This is a genomic window from Thiohalobacter sp. (assembly GCF_027000115.1).
Lineage (GTDB): Bacteria > Pseudomonadota > Gammaproteobacteria > Thiohalobacterales > Thiohalobacteraceae > JALTON01.
This window is the reverse complement of sequence record NZ_JALTON010000052.1, coordinates 1-17,863: the sequence shown is the minus strand read 5'-3', so window position 1 is coordinate 17,863 and position 17,863 is coordinate 1. Positions and strand designations below refer to the sequence as shown.

The window sequence follows — 17,863 nt, the reverse complement described above, 5'->3', positions numbered from 1 at the left end:
TTTCCGTCCGCGGGCGTCGGGGGAACTGCCCGGGACATGGACCACAAGAACACTGAACCAAAGGAGAGAGAAGGGCATGTCAGCGACAAGCAAACACAGGCTCAGTCAGTGGCTGGCCGCGGGTGCGCTGGGTTCCGCCGCCGGTGGCGCGAGTGCCGAATACGGCCTCAACCTGCACCGGGGTGTGACGCCGATTGCCAACGAGGCCTACGACCTCCACATGATGATCCTCTGGATCTGTGTGGCGATCGGCGTGGTGGTATTCGGCGCCATGTTCTATTCCATTCTCAATCACCGCAAGAGCAAGGGCGCGGTCGCGGCCCAGTTCCACGAGAGCACGGTGGTGGAGATCGTCTGGACCATCATCCCCTTCCTGATTCTGATCGGCATGGCCATTCCGGCCACCAAGGCGCTGATCGCCATGGAGGACACCAGCAACTCCGATCTTTCCATCAAGGTCACCGGCTACCAGTGGAAGTGGCAGTACGAGTACCTGGACGATGGCATCAGCTTCTTCAGCACCCTGGCCACGCCCAAGGAAGAGATCTACGACCGCCAGGCCAAGAACGAGCACTATCTTCTGGAGGTCGACAACCCCGTGGTGGTGCCGGTGGGCAAGAAGGTCCGCCTGCTGATCACCGCGAGCGATGTCATCCACGCCTGGTGGGTGCCGCAGCTGGGCATGAAGAAGGACGCCATCCCCGGCTTCGTGAACGAAATGTGGTTCCGCATCGACAAGCCCGGCATCTATCGCGGGCAGTGTGCCGAACTCTGCGGCAAGGACCACGGCTTCATGCCCATCGTGGTCGATGCCCGCAGCGAGGCCGACTACGCGGCCTGGGTGGCGGAGCAGAAGATGGCCATGGCCTCGGCCTCGGCCGCCAATGATCGGGAGTGGACGAAGGCCGAACTGATGGAACGCGGCGAGCAGGTCTACAACAGCAACTGCGCCGCCTGTCACCAGGCCAATGGTCAGGGCCTGCCGGGTGCCTTCCCCGCGCTTGCCGGCGGCAAGATCACGACCGGCCCGGTGGCCGACCACATCGACATCGTCATGAACGGCAAGGCCGGCACGGCCATGGCGGCCTTCGGCGCCCAGCTCAGCGATGCCGACATGGCGGCGGTGATCACCTACGAGCGCAATGCGTGGGGCAACAATACCGGCGATGTCGTGCAGCCCGGCGATATCAAGGCGGCCCGTCAATAAGTTCCCAGGAGGAGAGAGCAATGAGTACTGCTGCTGCACACGACGCGCATGACGATCACGGGCCGGCCAAGGGCCTGTCCCGCTGGCTGTTCACGACCAACCACAAGGATATAGGTACCCTGTACCTGCTGTTCTCGCTGCTGATGTTCTTCATCGGTGGTGCCATGGCCATGGTGATTCGCGCCGAGCTGTTCCAGCCCGGACTGCAGTTCGTCGATCCCATGTTTTTCAACTCCATGACCACCATGCACGCCCTGGTCATGATCTTCGGCGCGGTCATGCCGGCCTTCGTCGGCCTGGCCAACTGGCTCATACCGATGATGATCGGGGCGCCGGACATGGCACTGCCGCGGATGAACAACTGGTCCTTCTGGATCCTGCCGTTCGCCTTTGCCCTGCTGCTGGGCACACTGTTCATGGAGGGCGGCGGCCCGGCCGGTGGCTGGACGCTGTATCCGCCGCTGGTGTTGCAGACCGGCGATGCCTTCCCGTTCGTGATCTTTGCCATCCACCTGATGGGTATCTCCTCGGTGATGGGCGCGATCAACGTGGTGGTGACCATTCTCAACATGCGCGCTCCCGGCATGACGCTCATGAAGATGCCGCTGTTCGTCTGGACCTGGCTGATCACGGCCTACCTGCTGATCGCGGTCATGCCGGTGCTGGCCGGTGCCGTGACCATGCTGCTGACCGACAAGTACTTCGGTACCAGCTTCTTCTCGGCGGCCGGTGGCGGTGACCCGGTAATGTTCCAGCACATCTTCTGGTTCTTCGGCCACCCCGAGGTATACATCATGATCCTGCCGGCCTTCGGCATCGTGTCGCAGATCATTCCGACCTTTGCCCGCAAGCCGCTGTTCGGCTACACCTCGATGGTCTATGCCACGGCCTCCATCGCCTTCCTGTCCTTCATCGTCTGGGCGCATCACATGTTCACCGTGGGCATGCCGCTCACCGGCGAGCTGTTCTTCATGTATGCCACCATGCTGATCGCCGTGCCCACGGGGGTGAAGGTGTTCAACTGGGTGTCCACCATGTGGAAGGGCTCCATGACCTTCGAAACACCCATGCTGTTCGCACTGGGCTTCGTGGTCATGTTCACCATCGGTGGCTTCTCGGGACTGATGCTGGCCATCACACCTGTGGACTTCCAGTACCACGACACCTATTTCGTGGTGGCGCACTTCCACTATGTGCTGGTGACCGGCGCCGTGTTCGCGATCATGGCGGCGGCCTACTACTGGCTGCCCAAGTGGACCGGCAACATGTATGACGAGAAGCTCGGCAAGCTGCATTTCTGGCTGTCGACCATTTTCGTCAACGTGCTGTTCTTCCCGCAGCACTTCCTGGGGCTGGCCGGCATGCCGCGCCGCATACCGGACTACTCGGTGCAGTTTGCGGAGTTCAATGCCATTTCCTCCATTGGCGGCTTCGCCTTCGGTCTGACCCAGTTGCTGTTCGCCTACATCGTGTTCAAGACCATTCGCGGTGGTGCAAAGGCAACGGGTCAGGTCTGGGAAGGCGCCAAGGGACTGGAGTGGACGCTGCCTTCGCCGCCGCCGTACCACAGTTTCACCACGGCGCCCGAGGTCAAGTGAGCGAGTGCCCTGCCGGGCATTGGCCCGGCAGGGCATGCCGACGGGATTCATGATTCTGGTGGAAGACAAGCGCAAATCGAACATCCGCCTGGCGCTGATACTCGGCGCCATTGCCCTGGGGGTCTTTGCCCTGTTCATCTGGTCCACGGCGGGGAACAAGCCGTGAGCGTGGATGATCGTCAGGCGGCCGTGGGTCGCAGTGTCCGCAAGCTGGTGCTGATCACGATCGGCATGTTCGGCTTCGGCTTTCTCATGGTGCCCTTCTACAACGTCTTCTGTGACATCACCGGCCTCAACGGGCGCGGTGATTTCCAGGCTGACGAGGCGGTTGCCCACGAGGTCGACGAGAGCCGCTGGGTGACGGTCGAATTCGTGGCCAGCGTGAATCAGGGCCTGCCCTGGGAGTTCCGGCCGGAGGTGACCCGGATGAAGGTGCGTCCGGGACAGGCCTATACCGCGGTATTCCATGCACGCAACCAGGCCGGACGTCCCATGGTGGGGCAGGCCGTGCCGAGCGTGGCGCCGGGGATTGCGGCGCCCTACTTCCAGAAGACGGAGTGTTTCTGTTTTTCCCGACAGCCCTTCGATGCGGGACAGGCGCGGGAAATGCCGGTGCGTTTCATCATTTCGCCCGATCTGCCCGAGGAGATCGAGGAAGTGGCATTGTCCTACACCTTCTTTGACATCACCGGCAAGGTGGCCGCCGAGGCACCTCGCGGCAGGCTGGAGTCCCTGGCGCCAGCAGGCCACAAGACGAACCTGTAAATGACAAGGACCAAAGAGAGGATCGATCGATGACTGAAACACATGGCGGCTATTACGTCCCTCACGGGAGCCACTGGCCCATGGTCGGATCGGTGGGTCTGACCACCATGCTGGTCGGCTTTGCGATGCACCTGAACGGTTCCGGCATCGGTCTCGAGACCATGGCCATTGGCGCGGCCATCGTCATTTTTATGATGTTCGGCTGGTTCGGCACCGTGATTCGCGAAAGCGAAGCGCACATGTACAACGACCAGGTGGACCGCTCCTTCCGCTGGGGCATGAGCTGGTTCATCTTCTCGGAAGTCATGTTCTTTGCGGCCTTCTTTGGTGCCCTGTTCTATGCGCGCATGTTCTCGGTGCCCTGGCTCGGTGGCGAGGATCCCTCGACGCACCAGCTGTTGTACCCGGATTACCAGGCAGCCTGGCCGACCAATGGTCCGGCAGAGATGGGTGGGGCATTCGAGACCATTCCGGCCTGGGGTATCCCGGCCTTGAACACCCTGATCCTGCTGACCTCGGGCGTGACCGTGACCCTGGCGCACTGGGCGCTCAAGAAGAACAACCGGGGCGCGCTGGTGGGCTGGTTGCTGGCGACCGTGGCCCTGGGTTTCACCTTCCTTGGCTTCCAGATCCACGAGTACGGTGAGGCCTACCGGCACCTGAACCTGACCCTGGAATCGGGGATCTATGGTTCGACCTTCTTCATGCTCACTGGCTTCCACGGTGCCCATGTGACCATCGGTGCCATCATGCTGACCGTGATCATGTTCCGGGCCATCAAGGGGCATTTCACCCCGGACCGGCACTTTGCCTTCGAGGCCGTGGCCTGGTACTGGCACTTCGTGGACGTGGTCTGGCTGGGTCTGTTTATTTTCGTGTACTGGCTGTGAGATCGGCCCGCACACTGCCCGGCGGCGGCCGGGCCGGTCTCAGTAGTCGAGCAGTCCGTGCGGCTGGATGATGCCGGCCAGGTAGCCGAGCATGAGCAGGGCAAATAGGGCCACGGACAGCACGATGCGTACTGTAAGCGCCTTGACGGTGCGCTCCGAATGGCCCTTGTCCTGGATGAGGAAGATGAGCCCGCTGCCCAGGCTGAACAGGATGGCGAGCAGAACGAGCACGATGAAGGTCTTGGCAAGCATGGCGGGCGCGGGTCCGGCAGGGTGAGGACAGAATGGCTGATTATAGCGCCGGCGCAGGGTGCCGGCGAGCATGAGCCGGGTGAGGAAACGATTTCGCCCCGGCTGGCTTCCCACGCTGGCGACACTGGCCCTGCTGGCGCTGCTGCTGGGTCTGGGGTTCTGGCAGCTCGATCGCGCCGAGCAGAAGCGGGCGTTGCAGGCGCAGTTCCGGCAAACCGCGGCCGCCGGCCCGCTGCGACTGGACTGGCATCAGGTTCCGGGACCCGAGTGGCGCTATCGACCCGCCCTGGTCAGCGGCCGGTACGATGGCCGGCGTCAATTCCTGCTGGACAATCGGGTGCTGCATGGCCGGGTGGGCTACCAGGTGCTGACGCCGCTGCTCTTCGCCGATGGCCAGCACGCGCTTCTGGTGAACCGCGGTTGGGTGCCGGCCGGACCCACGCGCGACCTGTTGCCCGAGTTGCCGGTGCCGGAAGGCGTGCTGGAGGTCCGGGGGCTGGTGGATTTCCCGCCCGAGCGGGTGTTCAGTCTGGGCGAGGGCGAGGACCGGGCGCCGGGCTGGCCCAAGGTGCTGCAGCGCATCCGGCTGGACCTGCAGTCCGAGCAGCTCGGGCTGGAGCTGGTGCCCTGGATCCTGTTGCTGGATCCGCAGCAGCCCGGAGGCTTCGCGCGCGAATGGGCGCCGGTACCGATCATGGGGCCGGAGCGGCATGTCGGCTATGCCGTGCAATGGTTCGGGCTGGCCGCAGCCCTGCTGGTCATCTATTTCTGGGTGAACTGGCGCCCGGTGTCGGAGGAAGAGAAACATGCAGGCGGTGATGACGATGGATGACAAGGCAAGGCAGCGGCGCTCGCGGCTGGTCCTCGTCGTGGTGTTTGCGCTCTTTCTTGCGCCCTTTCTGACGGCCTGGTTCATGAACTTCATCGCCGACTGGCGGCCCGCCGCAACCACGCAGCACGGCGAGCTGATCCAGCCGGTGCTGCCGGCGGCCGAGCTGGCGCTGCGGGAAGCCGAAGGCGGTGCGCCCCTGGATGCCGCCTTCTGGGAGGGTCACTGGACGCTTCTTTACATCGCTCCCGCCGCATGTGGCGAAGACTGCGCCCGCATGGGTTACGTCATGCGCCAGCTGCGACTGGCGCAGGGCAAGAACATCGACCGCGTGCAGCGCGCGCTGGTGCTGAATGCGCCCGACGACGCCCGCCGCGCCGAGCTGGCCGAACATTACCCGGGCATGAGGCTGCTGGCGCCGGCGCCGGCCGCAGGGCCTCATGCCGGTCTGCCGCAGGCCGACCGGCTGTATCTGGTCGATCCGCTGGGCAACGTGATGATGCAGTACGCGCCCGACACCGAGCCGCGCGGCATCATCAAGGATCTGGAACGCCTGCTGCGCATTTCGTACGTGGGCTGAGAAGACAAGGATTCGGAGGGCAGGGCATGGCGCAGAACATCATCAACGGAAGGCTCACGGCCGGTCTCTGGCCGCAGATGTCGTTGCGGGACATGGCCGCGTTGTGCAAGATCAAGGTCGTCGCGCTGATTGTGTTCACGGCCGTGGTCGGCATGTTCCTGGCCACGCCGGGTATCGTGCCGCCGGACGTGCTGGTGTTCGGCACCCTGGGCATCGGGCTGATGGCCGCCTCGGCCGCGGCCATCAACCACCTGGTCGATCGCCGCATCGACGCCGAGATGGCGCGCACCCGCAACCGGCCGCTGCCCACCGGGCACGTCAATCCGCGTCAGTGCCTGGCCTTCGCCATGGTCATCGGCAGCCTGGGCATGGGCATGTTGTACCTGTTCGTCAACCCGCTCACCGCCTGGCTCACCCTGTTCGCCCTGGTCGGTTACGCGGTCATCTACACCCTTTACCTCAAGCGTGCCACGCCCCAGAACATCGTCATTGGCGGTGCCGCCGGTGCCGCGCCGCCGGTGCTGGGCTGGACGGCGGTGACCGGCAGCCTCGATCCGCATGCCCTGCTGCTGTTCCTGATCATCTTCGTCTGGACGCCGCCGCACTTCTGGGCGCTCGCGATCCACCGCCGCAACGAATACGCCGCGGTGGACGTGCCCATGCTGCCGGTGACCCATGGCGTGGACTTCACCCGATTGCAGGTGCTGCTGTACACCGTGCTGCTGGTGGCGGTGAGTGCGCTGCCCTTCGTCACCCACATGAGCGGCTGGCTCTATCTGGCCGGAGCCCTGCTGCTCGGCGCCGGTTTCCTGCGCCATGCCCTGCGCCTGATGCGCGATGATGCCGCGGCCATGCCCATGTTCGGCTACTCCATAATTTATCTTATGGGGATATTTGCCTTCCTGTTGGCCGACCACCATCTGCCCCGCCTGCTGGGCTGATTCCGGGCCGGCGGAATAGTTCGCCGGCCTTGCCCGTCCCTCCTCGACTACACTTCCCGGGTCGTCTGCCGACACCGGGGCAGCGCCGGCATTTCCGGGAATACCCACGCGGTTATTGCGTGTAGAAGGCCCTTATATTAGAATGTCGTGATATTTTCCTTTCCGGGCCGCGCCCTCGTGCGCGGCCCGATGGTTCAAGTGAGGGAAGAGGCGAAATGGCACAGGCTGCAGCGATCGGAACCGATCAGTACAACTACGCGGTAATCCGCAAGTTCGCCATCATGGCGATGGTATGGGGCGTGCTCGGCATGGGCGCCGGGCTGTACATCGCGCTGGAACTGGCCTATCCCTTCCTGAATTTCGATATCCCGGCCATCACCTTCGGCCGGCTGCGTCCGGTGCACACCACGCTGGTCATCTTCGGTTTCGGCGGCAGCGCCCTGTTCGCGACGTCCTATTACGTCGTCCAGCGTACCTGCCAGACGCGCCTGTACTCCGATTCCCTGGCGAACTTTACCTTCTGGGGCTGGCAGATTGCCGTGGCCGCGGGTGCCATCAGCTACATGATGGGCATCACCCAGGCGCGCGAATATGCCGAGTTCGAGTGGCCCATCGACATCCTGATTGCCGTGACCTGGGTGGCCTATTTCATCGTCTATGTGCAAACCCTGCGTCGCCGCTCCCAGCCCCACATCTATGTCGCCAACTGGTTCTATGTGGCCTTCATCCTGGCGACGGCCATTCTACATATCTTCAACAACATCGCGGTGCCGGTCAGCCTGTTCGGCATGAAGTCCTACGCCATGTTCTCCGGTGTCCAGGACGCCATGACACAATGGTGGTACGGCCACAACGCCGTGGGCTTCTTCCTGACCGCGGCCTTCCTGGGGATGATGTACTACTTCGTGCCCAAGCAGGCGGGCCGCCCGGTGTACTCCTACCGTCTCTCCATCATCCATTTCTGGGCGCTGTCCTTTCTTTACATGTGGGTGGGCGCGCATCACCTCCACTGGACGGCGTTGCCGGACTGGACCTCTACCCTGGCCGCGACTTTTTCGGTCATGCTGCTGCTGCCTTCCTGGGGGGGCATGATCAACGGCATCATGACGCTGTCCGGTGCCTGGAACAAGCTGCGCACCGACCCGATCATGCTGTTCCTGATCACCGCCCTGTCCTTCTACGGCATGTCCACCTTCGAAGGACCGCTGATGTCCCTGAAGACGGTCAATGCCCTGTCGCACTACACCGACTGGACCATCGGCCATGTGCACTCGGGCGCCCTGGGCTGGGTGGCGCTGATTTCCATGGGTTCCTTCTACCACATGGTGCCACGCCTCTATGACACCCGCCTGTGGAGCCAGAAGCTGGTCTATGTTCATTTCTATCTGGCCACCATCGGCATCGTGCTCTACATCAGCGCCATGTGGGTGGCCGGCATCGGCCAGGGCCTGCTGCTGCGAGCCTTCGACGAGTATGGCTCGCTGGCCTACACCTTCATCGAAACCGTGCAGTTCCTGCACAAGCCCTACGTGGTCCGCGCGATCGGTGGCGCCTTCTTCGTCAGCGGTATCCTGGTCATGGCCTGGAACCTCTTCATGACCATCCGCCAGGCCAAGGCCGAGCAGGCCGCCATCGAAGCCAAGATCGCCGCCAAGATGGCGCGCGCCTGATACGGGGAGACAGAACGTGAGCCTGTTCAAGCACGAAACCATCGAAACCAATGCGGGCTGGCTGATTGGGCTGACCCTGCTGGTCATCTCCATCGGCGGCCTGGTCGAGATCGTGCCGCTGTTCTACATCGACAGCACCATCGAGGATGTGGACGGCGTGCGGCCCTATACGCCGCTGGAGCTGCGCGGGCGCGACATCTATCAGCGCGAAGGCTGCTATCTGTGCCACTCACAGATGATCCGTCCTTTCCGTGACGAGATGCTGCGTTACGGTCACTACTCCCTGGCCGCCGAGTCCCAGTACGACCATCCCTTCCAGTGGGGTTCCAAGCGCACCGGCCCCGATCTGGCCCGCGTCGGCGGCAAGTACTCGAACGAGTGGCATGTGGCTCATCTGGTGAATCCGCGTGACGTGGTGCCCGAATCCATCATGCCGAACTATCCCTGGCTGCTGGAGAACGAGCTGGAGTATGCGGACATCGCCGACCGCCTGCGCGCCCTGAAGATGACCGGCGTGCCCTACTCCGAGACTCGGGAAGAATACGAGGCCAATGTCGAGAAGTTCGGCAAGGAAGTCGCCGACCAGTTGAATATCCTCAAGGCCGAGCAGAATCTGCTGGCGCAGGCCCAGGCCGGGAATTACGACGGCGATCCGACCCGGCTGACCGAGATGGACGCCCTGGTGGCCTATTTGCAGATGCTGGGCACCCTGGTCGATTTCTCGAAGTATGACGAAGGCTATTTCGCCGAATTCCGCTGATTGCGGTGCGCAGGCCGGCATCCGCCGGCCGTTGCCGGAGGAGGGGTGCCCGCGATGAGCGACCTGCTCGCGTGGATAGGTCGGTTCGAGAACAGCAAGATCGTTGCGCTGCTGCTGTTCTTCTTCACCTTCTGCGGCATCCTGATCTATGTGTATACCGGCAAGAAGCGCAAGGAACGGCTGGAATCCTACAAATACATTCCCTTCGCCGATGATGACGGCGAGCGTGATGATGCGAAGGTAAATCGTGATGAGTGAGTCCAACAAGCAGCAGGGTGCCGTACAGACAACCGGTCATTCCTGGGATGGTGACCTGCAGGAATTCAACAATCCGTTGCCGACCTGGTGGCTGTGGGGTTTCTATGCCACGGTGGTGTTCGCCCTGATCTACTGGCTGATGTATCCGGCCTGGCCCATCGGTCGCGACTATACCAAGGGCTTTCTGCGTTCCATTACCTATACCACCGAAGACGGGCGCCAGGTAGAAACTCACTGGAACACGCGCGCCAAGCTCATCAAGGAAATGACCGAGGGCGAGGATGCCCTGAAGATGAAGGCCTATCTCGACAAGGTCGCGGTGGCGAGCTATGACGAGATTCTCGGTGACCCCGACATGATGGCCTTCACCCGTTCCCAGGCCAAAGGCCTGTTCGGCGACAACTGTGCCCCCTGCCATGGCGCGGGCGGCACCGGGGTGATTGGCCTGTTCCCCAACCTGGCTGACGATGTCTGGCTCTGGGGGGGGGCGGTCGATCGCATCCAGGAAACGATTGCGGAAGGCCGGCTCGGTTTCATGCCGGCCTTCGCCCGCACCCTCGATGACGAACAGCTCGAGGATGTGGCGCATTTCGTGCTTGGTCTGTCGGGTCACGAGGTCGACGCGGATCGGGCCGCGCGCGGCAAGCGAATCTTCACCGGCGAGACGGGCGGCTGCTACTACTGTCACACCAAGGAAGGGACGGGCCTGCAGTCGCAGGGCGCGGCCAATCTTACCGACAGTATCTGGGAAGTGGCCAACGTGCCCGCTGCGCGTGATCTCGACGGCAAGCTGAGCGCGGTGAAGCAGGTCGTTCGCAATGGCATCGAACGCAAGATGCCGGCGTGGAAGGATCGCCTGTCCGACGCCCAGATCAAGCTGCTCACTGTCTACGTTCACGAACTCGGCGGCGGCCAGTAGACAGCGGGCGCCGCGTATTCGCGCGGTGATCGATGATATCGGGCCGGGGCGGACATCCGCCCCGGAGTCCGTTTGGCTGCCGCCCCGGAATCGGGCATGAATCAGGCAGAAAACGGCGCCCCGCAGCTCTATCAGAGCCGGATCAAGATCTATCCGCGCTCGGTCAAGGGACGCTTTCGCACCCTCAAGTACGCCATCCTGACGCTGGCCTACGGCGTCTATTTCCTGTTGCCCTGGATTCCCTGGGAGCGAGCGGTCGGGCCCGAGCAGGCGGTGTCCTTCGATATCGAGGGACGGCGTTTCTACATCTTCGACCTGGTGGTTCATGCCCAGGACATCTTCTGGCTCGCCGGCCTGCTGGTGATCGCCGCCTTCCTGCTGTTCTTCGTGACCGGCATCGCCGGCCGCGTCTTCTGCGGCTATTTCTGCTTCCAGACCCTGTGGACGGATGTCTATCTGCTCATCGAGCGCTGGGTACAGGGCGAACGACCGGCTCGTATACGCCTCGACAAGCAGCCCTGGACGCCGGAGAAGATTCGCAAGAAGGGAATCACCCACCTGCTGTGGCTGCTGGTGGCCTTCTGGACCGGACTCACCTTCACCCTCTACTGGGGTTATGCGCCGCAGTTGTTCCATGATTTCTTCACCGGTTCGGCGCCCTTTCCGGCCTATGCCACCACCCTGTTCCTGACCCTGACCACTTACGTCATGGCCGGACTGGCGCGGGAGCAGGTGTGCACCTACATGTGTCCGTATGCGCGCTTCCAGAGCGCCATGTTCGACCGCGATACCCTGATCGTGGCCTATGACGAGCGCCGGGGCGAGGCTGCCAATGGCCGCCACAAGCTCACCCGCGGCTTCAAGACGCGAGAGGCGCGCCAGGAGAAAGGCGTCGGTGACTGCATCGATTGTGGCTACTGCGTGCAGGTCTGTCCCACCGGTATCGATATCCGCAACGGTATCCAGTACCAGTGCATTTCCTGTGCCCTGTGCATCGATGCCTGCGACACCATCATGGATTCGCTGGGCTGGGAACGGGGCCTGATCCGCTATTCCTCGGAGCGTGAGCAGGAGGGTGGTCCGCGGCGGGTGTTTACCCTCAAGAACATTGTCTATGGCCTGACCCTGGCCGCTGCCATTGTCTGGCTGGTCATGAGCGTGCTCGGGCAGGCGCCGCTGGAGCTGACGGTCGCCCAGGTGCGTCAGCCGCTGGCCGTCACCCTCTCCGACGGGCGGGTGCAGAATGCCTACGAGCTCAAGTTCAACAACAAGACCGATCAGCCGGTGGAACTGGAGATCGCCATCGAGGGCCTGCCGGGTGCCGAGCTGGACCTCGGTCGCCTGGCGCATGTCCGGCTGGCGCCGGACCAGCGCGCACGCATCCTGGCGCGCGTGCGTTACCGTCCGCAGGCCGGACCTGGGCACACGCGCGAGTTCAGCTTTGTTGCCCGTGCGCGGGATGGCAGTCTGCCGCCGGTGCGGCATCCCGCCAAGTTCTATCTGCCCTGAGGTGCCGGCATGAAGGTGCTGCTCACCATCCCGCTCGGCGCCCTGTTGCAGGTCGTCCTGTTCGTTCTGCTGCGCTGGCTGGGCGGCATGGCGGCCAAGCCGGCGGCGACCCTGGTGGGCCTGGCTGCGATCGCGCTCTACATGCCCTGGGCCATCCTGCATTGGCCGGGCGGTGACGTGGTGGCCATGCATGTGGCCATCTACGGCGTGACGGCCTACGCGCTGGGCCTGATCGTTGCCAACCGCGACGCACGGCTCGCCCGGCATGGGGGCGACGAGGGCTGGTTCCACTGGGCGCCGGCGGCCATCGTCGCCTTCTTTGTGTTGCTGGTGCTGTTCGACGGCATATTGGTGGTGGTGTCCACGCGCGGTCTGCCGGAACCGGTCGCGCGCCGTCTCCTGCCGCCACCGGATGCGTCGGTGGAAACCGTGACTTCAGCCTTTCCCGGCGTGGACTCGCCGGACTATCAGAGGCAGCAGCTCGAATACAACCGCTACCTGGCGCAACAGCGCATTCAGGCCGAGCGCGGCTGGCAGGTGCGCAAGGGCTGGCTGCAGCCCGCCCTGGCGGGGCAGGAGAGCACCTTCCAGGTGGCGGTCACCGACCGCGAGGGGCTGCCGGTCTCGGGTGCGGAAGTGCGTGGCCGCTTCATGCGCCCCTCCGACACCCGGCTGGACCAGGATTTCACCATGGAGGAGGTCATGCCCGGGGTGTATCGGGCGAGGCTTGTGCTGCCGGCGCCGGGGGCGTGGCTGCTGGATCTGGAGATTCGCCGCGGGGATGACCTGCATCAGTTGCGGGCGCGCACCCGCGTGCAAAAATATCCGGGCCAGCCAACCGCCACAGCCGACTGATGTCCAGCGTACCCGCGCAATCGTCCACCGACGCCGAGACAGATACCGGGCCGTGTTTCCACTGCGGCCTGCCGGTGCCGCCCGGCAGCGACTATCGCGTGGAGATCGACGGCGCGAGTCGCCCCATGTGTTGCCCCGGTTGCCAGGCCGTGGCCGAGAGCATCGTCGCCGCCGGCCTCACCGACTTCTATCGACACCGCACCGCGCCCGCGCGCAGCGCCCGCGACCTGGTTCCGGACGCGCTGCGGGAAATGGAACTCTACGATCGCCCGGCCCTGCAGCAGACCTTCGTGCGCAGCGACGACGCCAACATGCGCGAGGCCTCGCTGATCCTCGAGGGCATCACCTGCGCCGCCTGTGTCTGGCTCAACGAACGCCACGTCAGCCGTCTGCCGGGAGTCGAGTCCTTTCAGGTCAACTACGCCACCCACCGGGCCCGCGTGCGCTGGGACGACAGCCGCATCCATCTCAGCGACATCCTGCGTGCCATTGCCAGCATCGGCTACATTGCCCACCCCTTCGATCCCGGCCGCCAGGAGCAGGTGTTCAAGCGCGAGCGCAGCCTCGCCCTGCGCCGCATTGCCGTTGCCGGGCTGGGCATGATGCAGGTGATGATGATCGCCGTCGGTCTCTACGCCGGCGATGCCCAGGGCATGGACGCCGAGCTGCGCAACTTCCTGCGCTGGGTCAGCCTGCTCATCACCCTGCCCGTGGTTTTCTATGCCGCCGTACCCTTCTTTCGCGGGGCCTGGCGCGATCTGAAGCGGGGCCGTCCGGGCATGGACGTGCCGGTGGCGCTGGCCATCGGGCTGGCCTTCGCGGCCAGTGCCTGGCACACCCTGCGGGGCGTGGGCGAGATCTATTTCGATTCGGTGACCATGTTCACCTTCTTCCTGCTCACCGGGCGCTACCTCGAGATGAGTGCCCGCCACCGCGCCGGCGAGGCGGCCGAGGCGCTGGTGCGTCTGTTGCCGGCCACCGCGCGCCGGCTCCAGGGCGATGCCGAGACGGTCGTCGCCGTCGCCGAACTGGTCCCCGGCGACCGGGTGCGCATCCGCCCCGGGGAGACGGTGCCCGCGGACGGCCGCATTGTCGAGGGCCGCAGTTCGGTGGACGAGTCCCTGCTCAGCGGCGAGTCGGTACCGGTGGCGCGCGGCCCCGGCGACCGGCTGGTGGGCGGCAGCGTCAATGCCGAGAGCCCGCTGGTGATGGAGGTCGAACAGGTCGGCGAGGACACTGTGCTGTCGGCCATCGTGCGCCTGCTGGACCGGGCCCAGGCCGAGAAGCCCGCCGTCGCCCGGCTCGCCGACCGCGTCGCCGGCTGGTTCGTCGTCGCCCTGCTGCTGCTGGCCGCCGGCGTGGCCTGGTACTGGTGGCAGGTCGATCCCGACCGCGCCTTCGCCATCACCCTGTCGGTGCTGGTGGTCACCTGTCCCTGTGCCCTGTCGCTGGCGACCCCGGTCGCGCTCACCGCGGCCACCGGCGCGCTCACCCGGCTGGGCGTGCTCACCACCCGCAGCCATGCGCTGGAGACGCTGGCGCGGGTCAGTCACATGGTGTTCGACAAGACCGGCACGCTGACCGAGGGCCGACTGCGGCTGGCGGGTGTCGTCCGCCTCGGCACCCAGACCCGCGACCGCGCGCTGGCGATCGCCGCCGCGCTGGAGACCGCCTCCGAGCATCCGCTGGCCCGCGCCCTGCAGGCCGCGGCACCGGACGCCGCGCTGAGCGCCGCCGATCTGGTCGCCGTGCCCGGCGAGGGCATCGAGGGCGAGGTGCAGGGGCGACGCTACCGCATCGGCACCCGCGACTTTGCGCTGGGGCTGGGCGGGCGCGAGCGGCCGCTGCCGACGCAGGACACGGAAGGCATCGGCAGCCGGGTGTGGCTGGCGGACGAACGCGAACTGCTGGCCGTATTCCTGTTCCAGGACCGGCTCCGGTCCGGCGCCCGCGCCACCGTGCAGGCCCTGCGGGACATGGGCATCGAGGTCAGCCTGCTCAGCGGCGACCACCCCGCCGCCGTGCGCGCCGTGGCCGAGGCGCTCGGCATCGAGGATGCGCGGGGCGGCCTCAAGCCCGACCAGAAGCTCGCCCATCTCAAGGCCCTGCAGGCGCAGGGCGCGGTGGTGGCCATGGTCGGCGACGGTGTCAACGACGCCCCCACCCTGGCCGCCGCGCAGGTCTCCATCGCCATGGGCAGCGGCACCCAGCTCGCCGCCGCCGCCGCCGACATGGTGCTGCTCTCAGAGCGGTTGCCCCATCTGGCCGCCGCCGTGCGCCAGGCCCGCCGCACCCTGGCCATCATCCGCCAGAACCTCGCCTGGGCACTGGGGTACAATGGCCTGGCCGTGCCGCTGGCGGTCGCCGGCTGGGTGGCCCCCTGGATGGCCGCCATCGGCATGTCCGCCAGCTCGCTGGCGGTGGCGCTGAACTCGCTGCGCCTGCGCCGCGCCCCCGAACCGCTGCAAGCCGAGGACTGAAATGGACATCCTCTACCTGCTGATCCCCATCGCCCTGCTGTTCGTGGCCATCGCCCTCGGCGCCTTCTTCTGGGCCTCCCGCTCCGGCCAGTTCGACGACCTCGAGGGTCCGGCCCACCGCATCCTGATGGACGACGACGACCCCATGATCCCGCGCCGGCCTCAAGCCCCCGAGCCGCCCGACGACAACTTGAAGGACGGAGATCGTTAATATAAGATTCCTCTAATATTTATCCGGCTTTTCAAAGAGTGGTGCGCCCGATGTTTACCTTCCAGAACTTCCCCATGGTCATTGTCATCGCCCTGGTGGCCTTCGCCTGGTTCAGCTTTCTGTCGGTGGTGTTCGGCGGCTGAACGGGAAACCCCCCGATGACGAAAAAAGGCCTCCCGTGGGAGGCCTTTTTGATTGGAATCGGTATCAAACCGGAGCCAGAACGATGGCTGATCGTGTAAAGCCTCCGAATGCCTGGGCACTGTGAGGTGGACCCCGAAAACTGGACAGGTTGCTCAGTAAAGATTGGCGCGGACAATGTCTGCCTGGAGGAGACGCCAATCATGTCACAGAAACGCAAGCGCCACAGTGCGGACTTCTCCCGTCGGCTGCTGGACAGCCAGATCCTGATCAGCATGGACGGTCGTGGCCGGGCGCTGGATAATGTGTTTGTCGAGCGGCTCTGGCGCAGTGTCAAGTACGAGGATATCTATCTGCGGGACTATGGCACTGTGCCGGAACTCGAAGCAGGGCTTGCGGCCTATTTCCGGTTCTACAACCATGAACGTCCGCATAGCTCTCTGGACGGCCGGACCCCGGCCGATGTGCATGCATCATCCCTGCCCGAGCAGGTCTGATCATGCCTTTTCAGGCGCCAAATCTTTACTTATTTTCGGCTCCACACTGTCCAACGATTGGGGTCCACCTCAGGGTGCAGACTCAATGCATTTGTTATGCATTTTTTGCTTTGAGCGGGAAACGCTCAGGGTGCTCAATGATTTCTGGCGTCAGGTCGACATCCAGTTCCGGCCAGTAAAAATGGCCAGGACTCGGCTTCTCGACTTTTAGTACTGCCTCTATAGCCGCATTTTTGAACCACGGGAAGTCCTCATAAGGCATGAAATATTCCTTATCCCCCGCCAGCAACCAAATGCCATGAGGAGAAATGTGCGATACTTCAATCCCCGAAGTGTTCTTTCCAAGCGTCTGTGAGTTCATCGTAGTGTGCCTCAATGAGGCGTTCTATCTGGGCAAGCTGCCCCTTGGACAGATTATATAGTTCTTTGCCAGTTTGATGCGTGGCTCCAACCAATACTTTGCCTCGCCGTCTCCACAATAGATGTGAACATGCATCCTTGACTCTTCACGCGAGAAGAAGAAAAACCTCTATCCTCGCTCTCTAAATATCGTTTGACTCATAGCTCATCTTCCTTGATGCATAACGACAAGGGTAACAGGCTGGCAACGAAGCGCAGCGTAGTTGCCAGTCCTTGTTGACCCACTTGTTAGCCATATTTAGACTCGATTCTTCATGTTCCGAGAAAGCTTCTCATTTATTTGTATTTTCTTTCTAAGCTGCTTTGCACTTAGCTTACGTTTCCTCATAATATCAAGATAAAAATCTCTCTCCCAATCATTAATCCAGCCCCTATCATGGGCATACTGAATAGCCTCTGCATTTAGAGACTTTTCATTGTCTTTGCGAACCCGCTTTATAGCTTGAAATATTTTGTCTGACGGCAGCCCGATAAACTTTTTAACGCAGCAATTACCAACATGTGTAGTATTTCCATTTCGTTTATTAGAAAGCACACAAATTTCAATAATTGGGTAGTGCCCACAAAGGCATGTTTCAGGCTCTTCAGCTTCGTACACTTCCGATAAACGCCACTCCAATTTTGCAGAATCCCACTTCTTAGATTCTGATAGATCGATTATTCCTTGTGTAAGCTTGTATTCTGGCATTAGTGTTCACTATAAATGGCTAACGGCTAACACCAGGGGCGCGGCGCCGTTTGCCGCGTCCCAGCCGCATAGTGGCGAACTGGGTGTGATTGTTATGTGATTACCCCACCAACGACTTCATAAGTTTGCCTGCGATCACTGAGTAAACCAGCAAAGCGCAACCATAAACCAAAACCACGAATAAGCTAAAGAGCACGATGGGTTCTAGCAAGTTGTCAAATATTTGATTCCACATATTGAATCGCCCCGGGTTTAGTAGACGCCTCAGCGTTACAATGTAACTGTAACGGAGGTCGACATGAGTGGGAAGCGATATACCGACGAATTCAAGATCGAGGCGGTGCGCCAGGTCACGGATCGGGGGCACAAGGTCTCGGAAGTGGCGAGTCGTCT

The 17,863-nt window shown here is 63.1% G+C and carries 21 protein-coding genes and 1 pseudogene; 18 read left to right on the top strand and 4 right to left on the bottom strand.

The features are described 5' to 3' along the window. Positions 1-76 precede the first annotated feature (76 nt). The 5 genes from coxB to MVF76_RS09795 are packed head-to-tail and all read left to right on the top strand — an operon-like array spanning position 77 to position 4,460. Positions 77-1,207 (top strand): cytochrome c oxidase subunit II, encoded by a 1,131-nt coding sequence (gene coxB / locus MVF76_RS09815; RefSeq protein WP_297528630.1) that lies wholly within the window; start codon positions 77-79, stop codon positions 1,205-1,207. Positions 1,208-1,227: 20 nt separating this feature from the next. After that, a complete protein-coding gene (gene ctaD, locus MVF76_RS09810; RefSeq protein WP_297528629.1) occupies positions 1,228-2,805 on the top strand; it encodes a cytochrome c oxidase subunit I in 1,578 nt (525 codons plus the stop codon). Positions 2,806-2,839: 34 nt separating this feature from the next. After that, a complete protein-coding gene (locus MVF76_RS09805) occupies positions 2,840-2,971 on the top strand; it encodes a hypothetical protein (RefSeq protein WP_297528628.1) in 132 nt (43 codons plus the stop codon). Beyond that, positions 2,968-3,570 (top strand): cytochrome c oxidase assembly protein, encoded by a 603-nt coding sequence (locus MVF76_RS09800; protein WP_297528627.1) that lies wholly within the window; start codon positions 2,968-2,970, stop codon positions 3,568-3,570. Before MVF76_RS09805 ends, MVF76_RS09800 begins: the two co-directional genes overlap by 4 nt. A gap of 29 nt (positions 3,571-3,599) precedes the next feature. Beyond that, the gene (locus MVF76_RS09795) at positions 3,600-4,460 is read left to right on the top strand and encodes a cytochrome c oxidase subunit 3 (RefSeq protein WP_297528626.1); all 861 of its coding nucleotides are present in this window, start codon (positions 3,600-3,602) and stop codon (positions 4,458-4,460) included. 39 nt (positions 4,461-4,499) lie between these two features. Here MVF76_RS09795 and MVF76_RS09790 read toward each other — a convergent pair whose 3' ends face one another. Next, positions 4,500-4,712, bottom strand: a complete 213-nt coding sequence (locus MVF76_RS09790) for a twin transmembrane helix small protein (RefSeq protein ID WP_297528625.1) — start codon at positions 4,710-4,712, stop codon at positions 4,500-4,502. A 79-nt stretch (positions 4,713-4,791) separates the two neighbouring features. Here MVF76_RS09790 and MVF76_RS09785 point away from each other — a divergent pair, with 79 nt between their 5' ends. From MVF76_RS09785 to MVF76_RS09730, 12 genes and pseudogenes are all read left to right on the top strand, one after another. Then, positions 4,792-5,544 carry an SURF1 family protein gene (locus tag MVF76_RS09785; protein WP_297528624.1) on the top strand — a complete coding sequence of 251 codons (753 nt, stop codon included), beginning with the start codon at positions 4,792-4,794 and terminating at the stop codon, positions 5,542-5,544. Then, positions 5,537-6,121: a hypothetical protein gene (locus MVF76_RS09780; RefSeq protein WP_297528623.1), complete on the top strand. Its 585-nt coding sequence runs from the start codon at positions 5,537-5,539 to the stop codon at positions 6,119-6,121. The genes MVF76_RS09785 and MVF76_RS09780 overlap by 8 nt, the downstream gene beginning before the upstream one ends. Before the next feature lie 26 nt (positions 6,122-6,147). After that, entirely contained in the window at positions 6,148-7,062 is a 915-nt protein-coding gene (cyoE, locus tag MVF76_RS09775; RefSeq protein WP_411293556.1) for a heme o synthase, read from the top strand. A 215-nt stretch (positions 7,063-7,277) separates the two neighbouring features. Next, a complete protein-coding gene (ccoN, locus tag MVF76_RS09770) occupies positions 7,278-8,732 on the top strand; it encodes a cytochrome-c oxidase, cbb3-type subunit I (protein WP_297528622.1) in 1,455 nt (484 codons plus the stop codon). A 22-nt stretch (positions 8,733-8,754) separates the two neighbouring features. After that, positions 8,755-9,492: a cytochrome-c oxidase, cbb3-type subunit II gene (gene ccoO / locus MVF76_RS09765; RefSeq protein ID WP_297528657.1), complete on the top strand. Its 738-nt coding sequence runs from the start codon at positions 8,755-8,757 to the stop codon at positions 9,490-9,492. A gap of 54 nt (positions 9,493-9,546) precedes the next feature. Then, positions 9,547-9,750 carry a cbb3-type cytochrome oxidase subunit 3 gene (locus tag MVF76_RS09760; protein ID WP_297528621.1) on the top strand — a complete coding sequence of 68 codons (204 nt, stop codon included), beginning with the start codon at positions 9,547-9,549 and terminating at the stop codon, positions 9,748-9,750. Then, on the top strand, positions 9,743-10,669 hold the full coding sequence (gene ccoP, locus MVF76_RS09755; protein WP_411293555.1) for a cytochrome-c oxidase, cbb3-type subunit III: 927 nt from the start codon (positions 9,743-9,745) through the stop codon (positions 10,667-10,669). Before MVF76_RS09760 ends, ccoP begins: the two co-directional genes overlap by 8 nt. Positions 10,670-10,765: 96 nt before the next feature. Then, the gene (gene ccoG, locus MVF76_RS09750) at positions 10,766-12,178 is read left to right on the top strand and encodes a cytochrome c oxidase accessory protein CcoG (protein ID WP_297528619.1); all 1,413 of its coding nucleotides are present in this window, start codon (positions 10,766-10,768) and stop codon (positions 12,176-12,178) included. A 9-nt stretch (positions 12,179-12,187) separates the two neighbouring features. After that, positions 12,188-13,033 carry a FixH family protein gene (locus MVF76_RS09745; RefSeq protein ID WP_297528618.1) on the top strand — a complete coding sequence of 282 codons (846 nt, stop codon included), beginning with the start codon at positions 12,188-12,190 and terminating at the stop codon, positions 13,031-13,033. Next, the gene (locus MVF76_RS09740) at positions 13,033-15,513 is read left to right on the top strand and encodes a heavy metal translocating P-type ATPase (RefSeq protein ID WP_297528617.1); all 2,481 of its coding nucleotides are present in this window, start codon (positions 13,033-13,035) and stop codon (positions 15,511-15,513) included. Before MVF76_RS09745 ends, MVF76_RS09740 begins: the two co-directional genes overlap by 1 nt. A gap of 1 nt (position 15,514) precedes the next feature. Beyond that, complete coding sequence (ccoS, locus tag MVF76_RS09735; protein ID WP_297528616.1) at positions 15,515-15,724, top strand: cbb3-type cytochrome oxidase assembly protein CcoS; 210 nt, start codon at positions 15,515-15,517, stop codon at positions 15,722-15,724. A 368-nt stretch (positions 15,725-16,092) separates the two neighbouring features. Then, positions 16,093-16,362: pseudogene (locus MVF76_RS09730) on the top strand (integrase core domain-containing protein); the annotation flags it as partial. Between the two features lie 94 nt (positions 16,363-16,456). On the opposite strand, the gene MVF76_RS09725 reads toward MVF76_RS09730, so the two are convergent. The 3 genes from MVF76_RS09725 to MVF76_RS09715 all read right to left on the bottom strand — a co-directional run bounded on the left by MVF76_RS09725 (position 16,457) and on the right by MVF76_RS09715 (position 17,470). Beyond that, entirely contained in the window at positions 16,457-16,723 is a 267-nt protein-coding gene (locus MVF76_RS09725) for a DUF2442 domain-containing protein (RefSeq protein WP_297528615.1), read from the bottom strand. A gap of 24 nt (positions 16,724-16,747) precedes the next feature. Next, positions 16,748-16,858 carry a hypothetical protein gene (locus MVF76_RS09720; protein WP_297528614.1) on the bottom strand — a complete coding sequence of 37 codons (111 nt, stop codon included), beginning with the start codon at positions 16,856-16,858 and terminating at the stop codon, positions 16,748-16,750. Positions 16,859-17,020: 162 nt separating this feature from the next. Next, positions 17,021-17,470, bottom strand: a complete 450-nt coding sequence (locus MVF76_RS09715; RefSeq protein WP_297528613.1) for a hypothetical protein — start codon at positions 17,468-17,470, stop codon at positions 17,021-17,023. A 298-nt stretch (positions 17,471-17,768) separates the two neighbouring features. Between MVF76_RS09715 and MVF76_RS09710 the strand changes: the two genes are divergently transcribed. Continuing rightward, positions 17,769-17,863 (top strand): transposase (locus tag MVF76_RS09710; protein ID WP_297528655.1); only part of this gene is annotated, 95 nt, incomplete at its 3' end.

Excerpts from the sequence above, each read along its gene's own strand:
- ccoG (WP_297528619.1), top strand. The coding sequence starts at position 10,766 with ATGAATCAGGCAGAAAACGGCGCCCCGCAGCTCTATCAGAGCCGGATC.
- MVF76_RS09780 (WP_297528623.1), top strand. The coding sequence starts at position 5,537 with ATGGATGACAAGGCAAGGCAGCGGCGCTCGCGGCTGGTCCTCGTCGTG.
- MVF76_RS09745 (WP_297528618.1), top strand. The coding sequence starts at position 12,188 with ATGAAGGTGCTGCTCACCATCCCGCTCGGCGCCCTGTTGCAGGTCGTC.
- cyoE (WP_411293556.1), top strand. The coding sequence starts at position 6,148 with ATGGCGCAGAACATCATCAACGGAAGGCTCACGGCCGGTCTCTGGCCG.
- ctaD (WP_297528629.1), top strand. The coding sequence starts at position 1,228 with ATGAGTACTGCTGCTGCACACGACGCGCATGACGATCACGGGCCGGCC.
- MVF76_RS09790 (WP_297528625.1), bottom strand. The coding sequence starts at position 4,712 with ATGCTTGCCAAGACCTTCATCGTGCTCGTTCTGCTCGCCATCCTGTTC.
- ccoP (WP_411293555.1), top strand. The coding sequence starts at position 9,743 with ATGAGTGAGTCCAACAAGCAGCAGGGTGCCGTACAGACAACCGGTCAT.
- MVF76_RS09720 (WP_297528614.1), bottom strand. The coding sequence starts at position 16,858 with ATGCATGTTCACATCTATTGTGGAGACGGCGAGGCAAAGTATTGGTTG.
- MVF76_RS09740 (WP_297528617.1), top strand. The coding sequence starts at position 13,033 with ATGTCCAGCGTACCCGCGCAATCGTCCACCGACGCCGAGACAGATACC.
- coxB (WP_297528630.1), top strand. The coding sequence starts at position 77 with ATGTCAGCGACAAGCAAACACAGGCTCAGTCAGTGGCTGGCCGCGGGT.
- ccoS (WP_297528616.1), top strand. The coding sequence starts at position 15,515 with ATGGACATCCTCTACCTGCTGATCCCCATCGCCCTGCTGTTCGTGGCC.
- ccoN (WP_297528622.1), top strand. The coding sequence starts at position 7,278 with ATGGCACAGGCTGCAGCGATCGGAACCGATCAGTACAACTACGCGGTA.
- MVF76_RS09715 (WP_297528613.1), bottom strand. The coding sequence starts at position 17,470 with ATGCCAGAATACAAGCTTACACAAGGAATAATCGATCTATCAGAATCT.
- MVF76_RS09760 (WP_297528621.1), top strand. The coding sequence starts at position 9,547 with ATGAGCGACCTGCTCGCGTGGATAGGTCGGTTCGAGAACAGCAAGATC.
- MVF76_RS09725 (WP_297528615.1), bottom strand. The coding sequence starts at position 16,723 with ATGAACTCACAGACGCTTGGAAAGAACACTTCGGGGATTGAAGTATCG.
- MVF76_RS09795 (WP_297528626.1), top strand. The coding sequence starts at position 3,600 with ATGACTGAAACACATGGCGGCTATTACGTCCCTCACGGGAGCCACTGG.
- MVF76_RS09805 (WP_297528628.1), top strand. The coding sequence starts at position 2,840 with ATGCCGACGGGATTCATGATTCTGGTGGAAGACAAGCGCAAATCGAAC.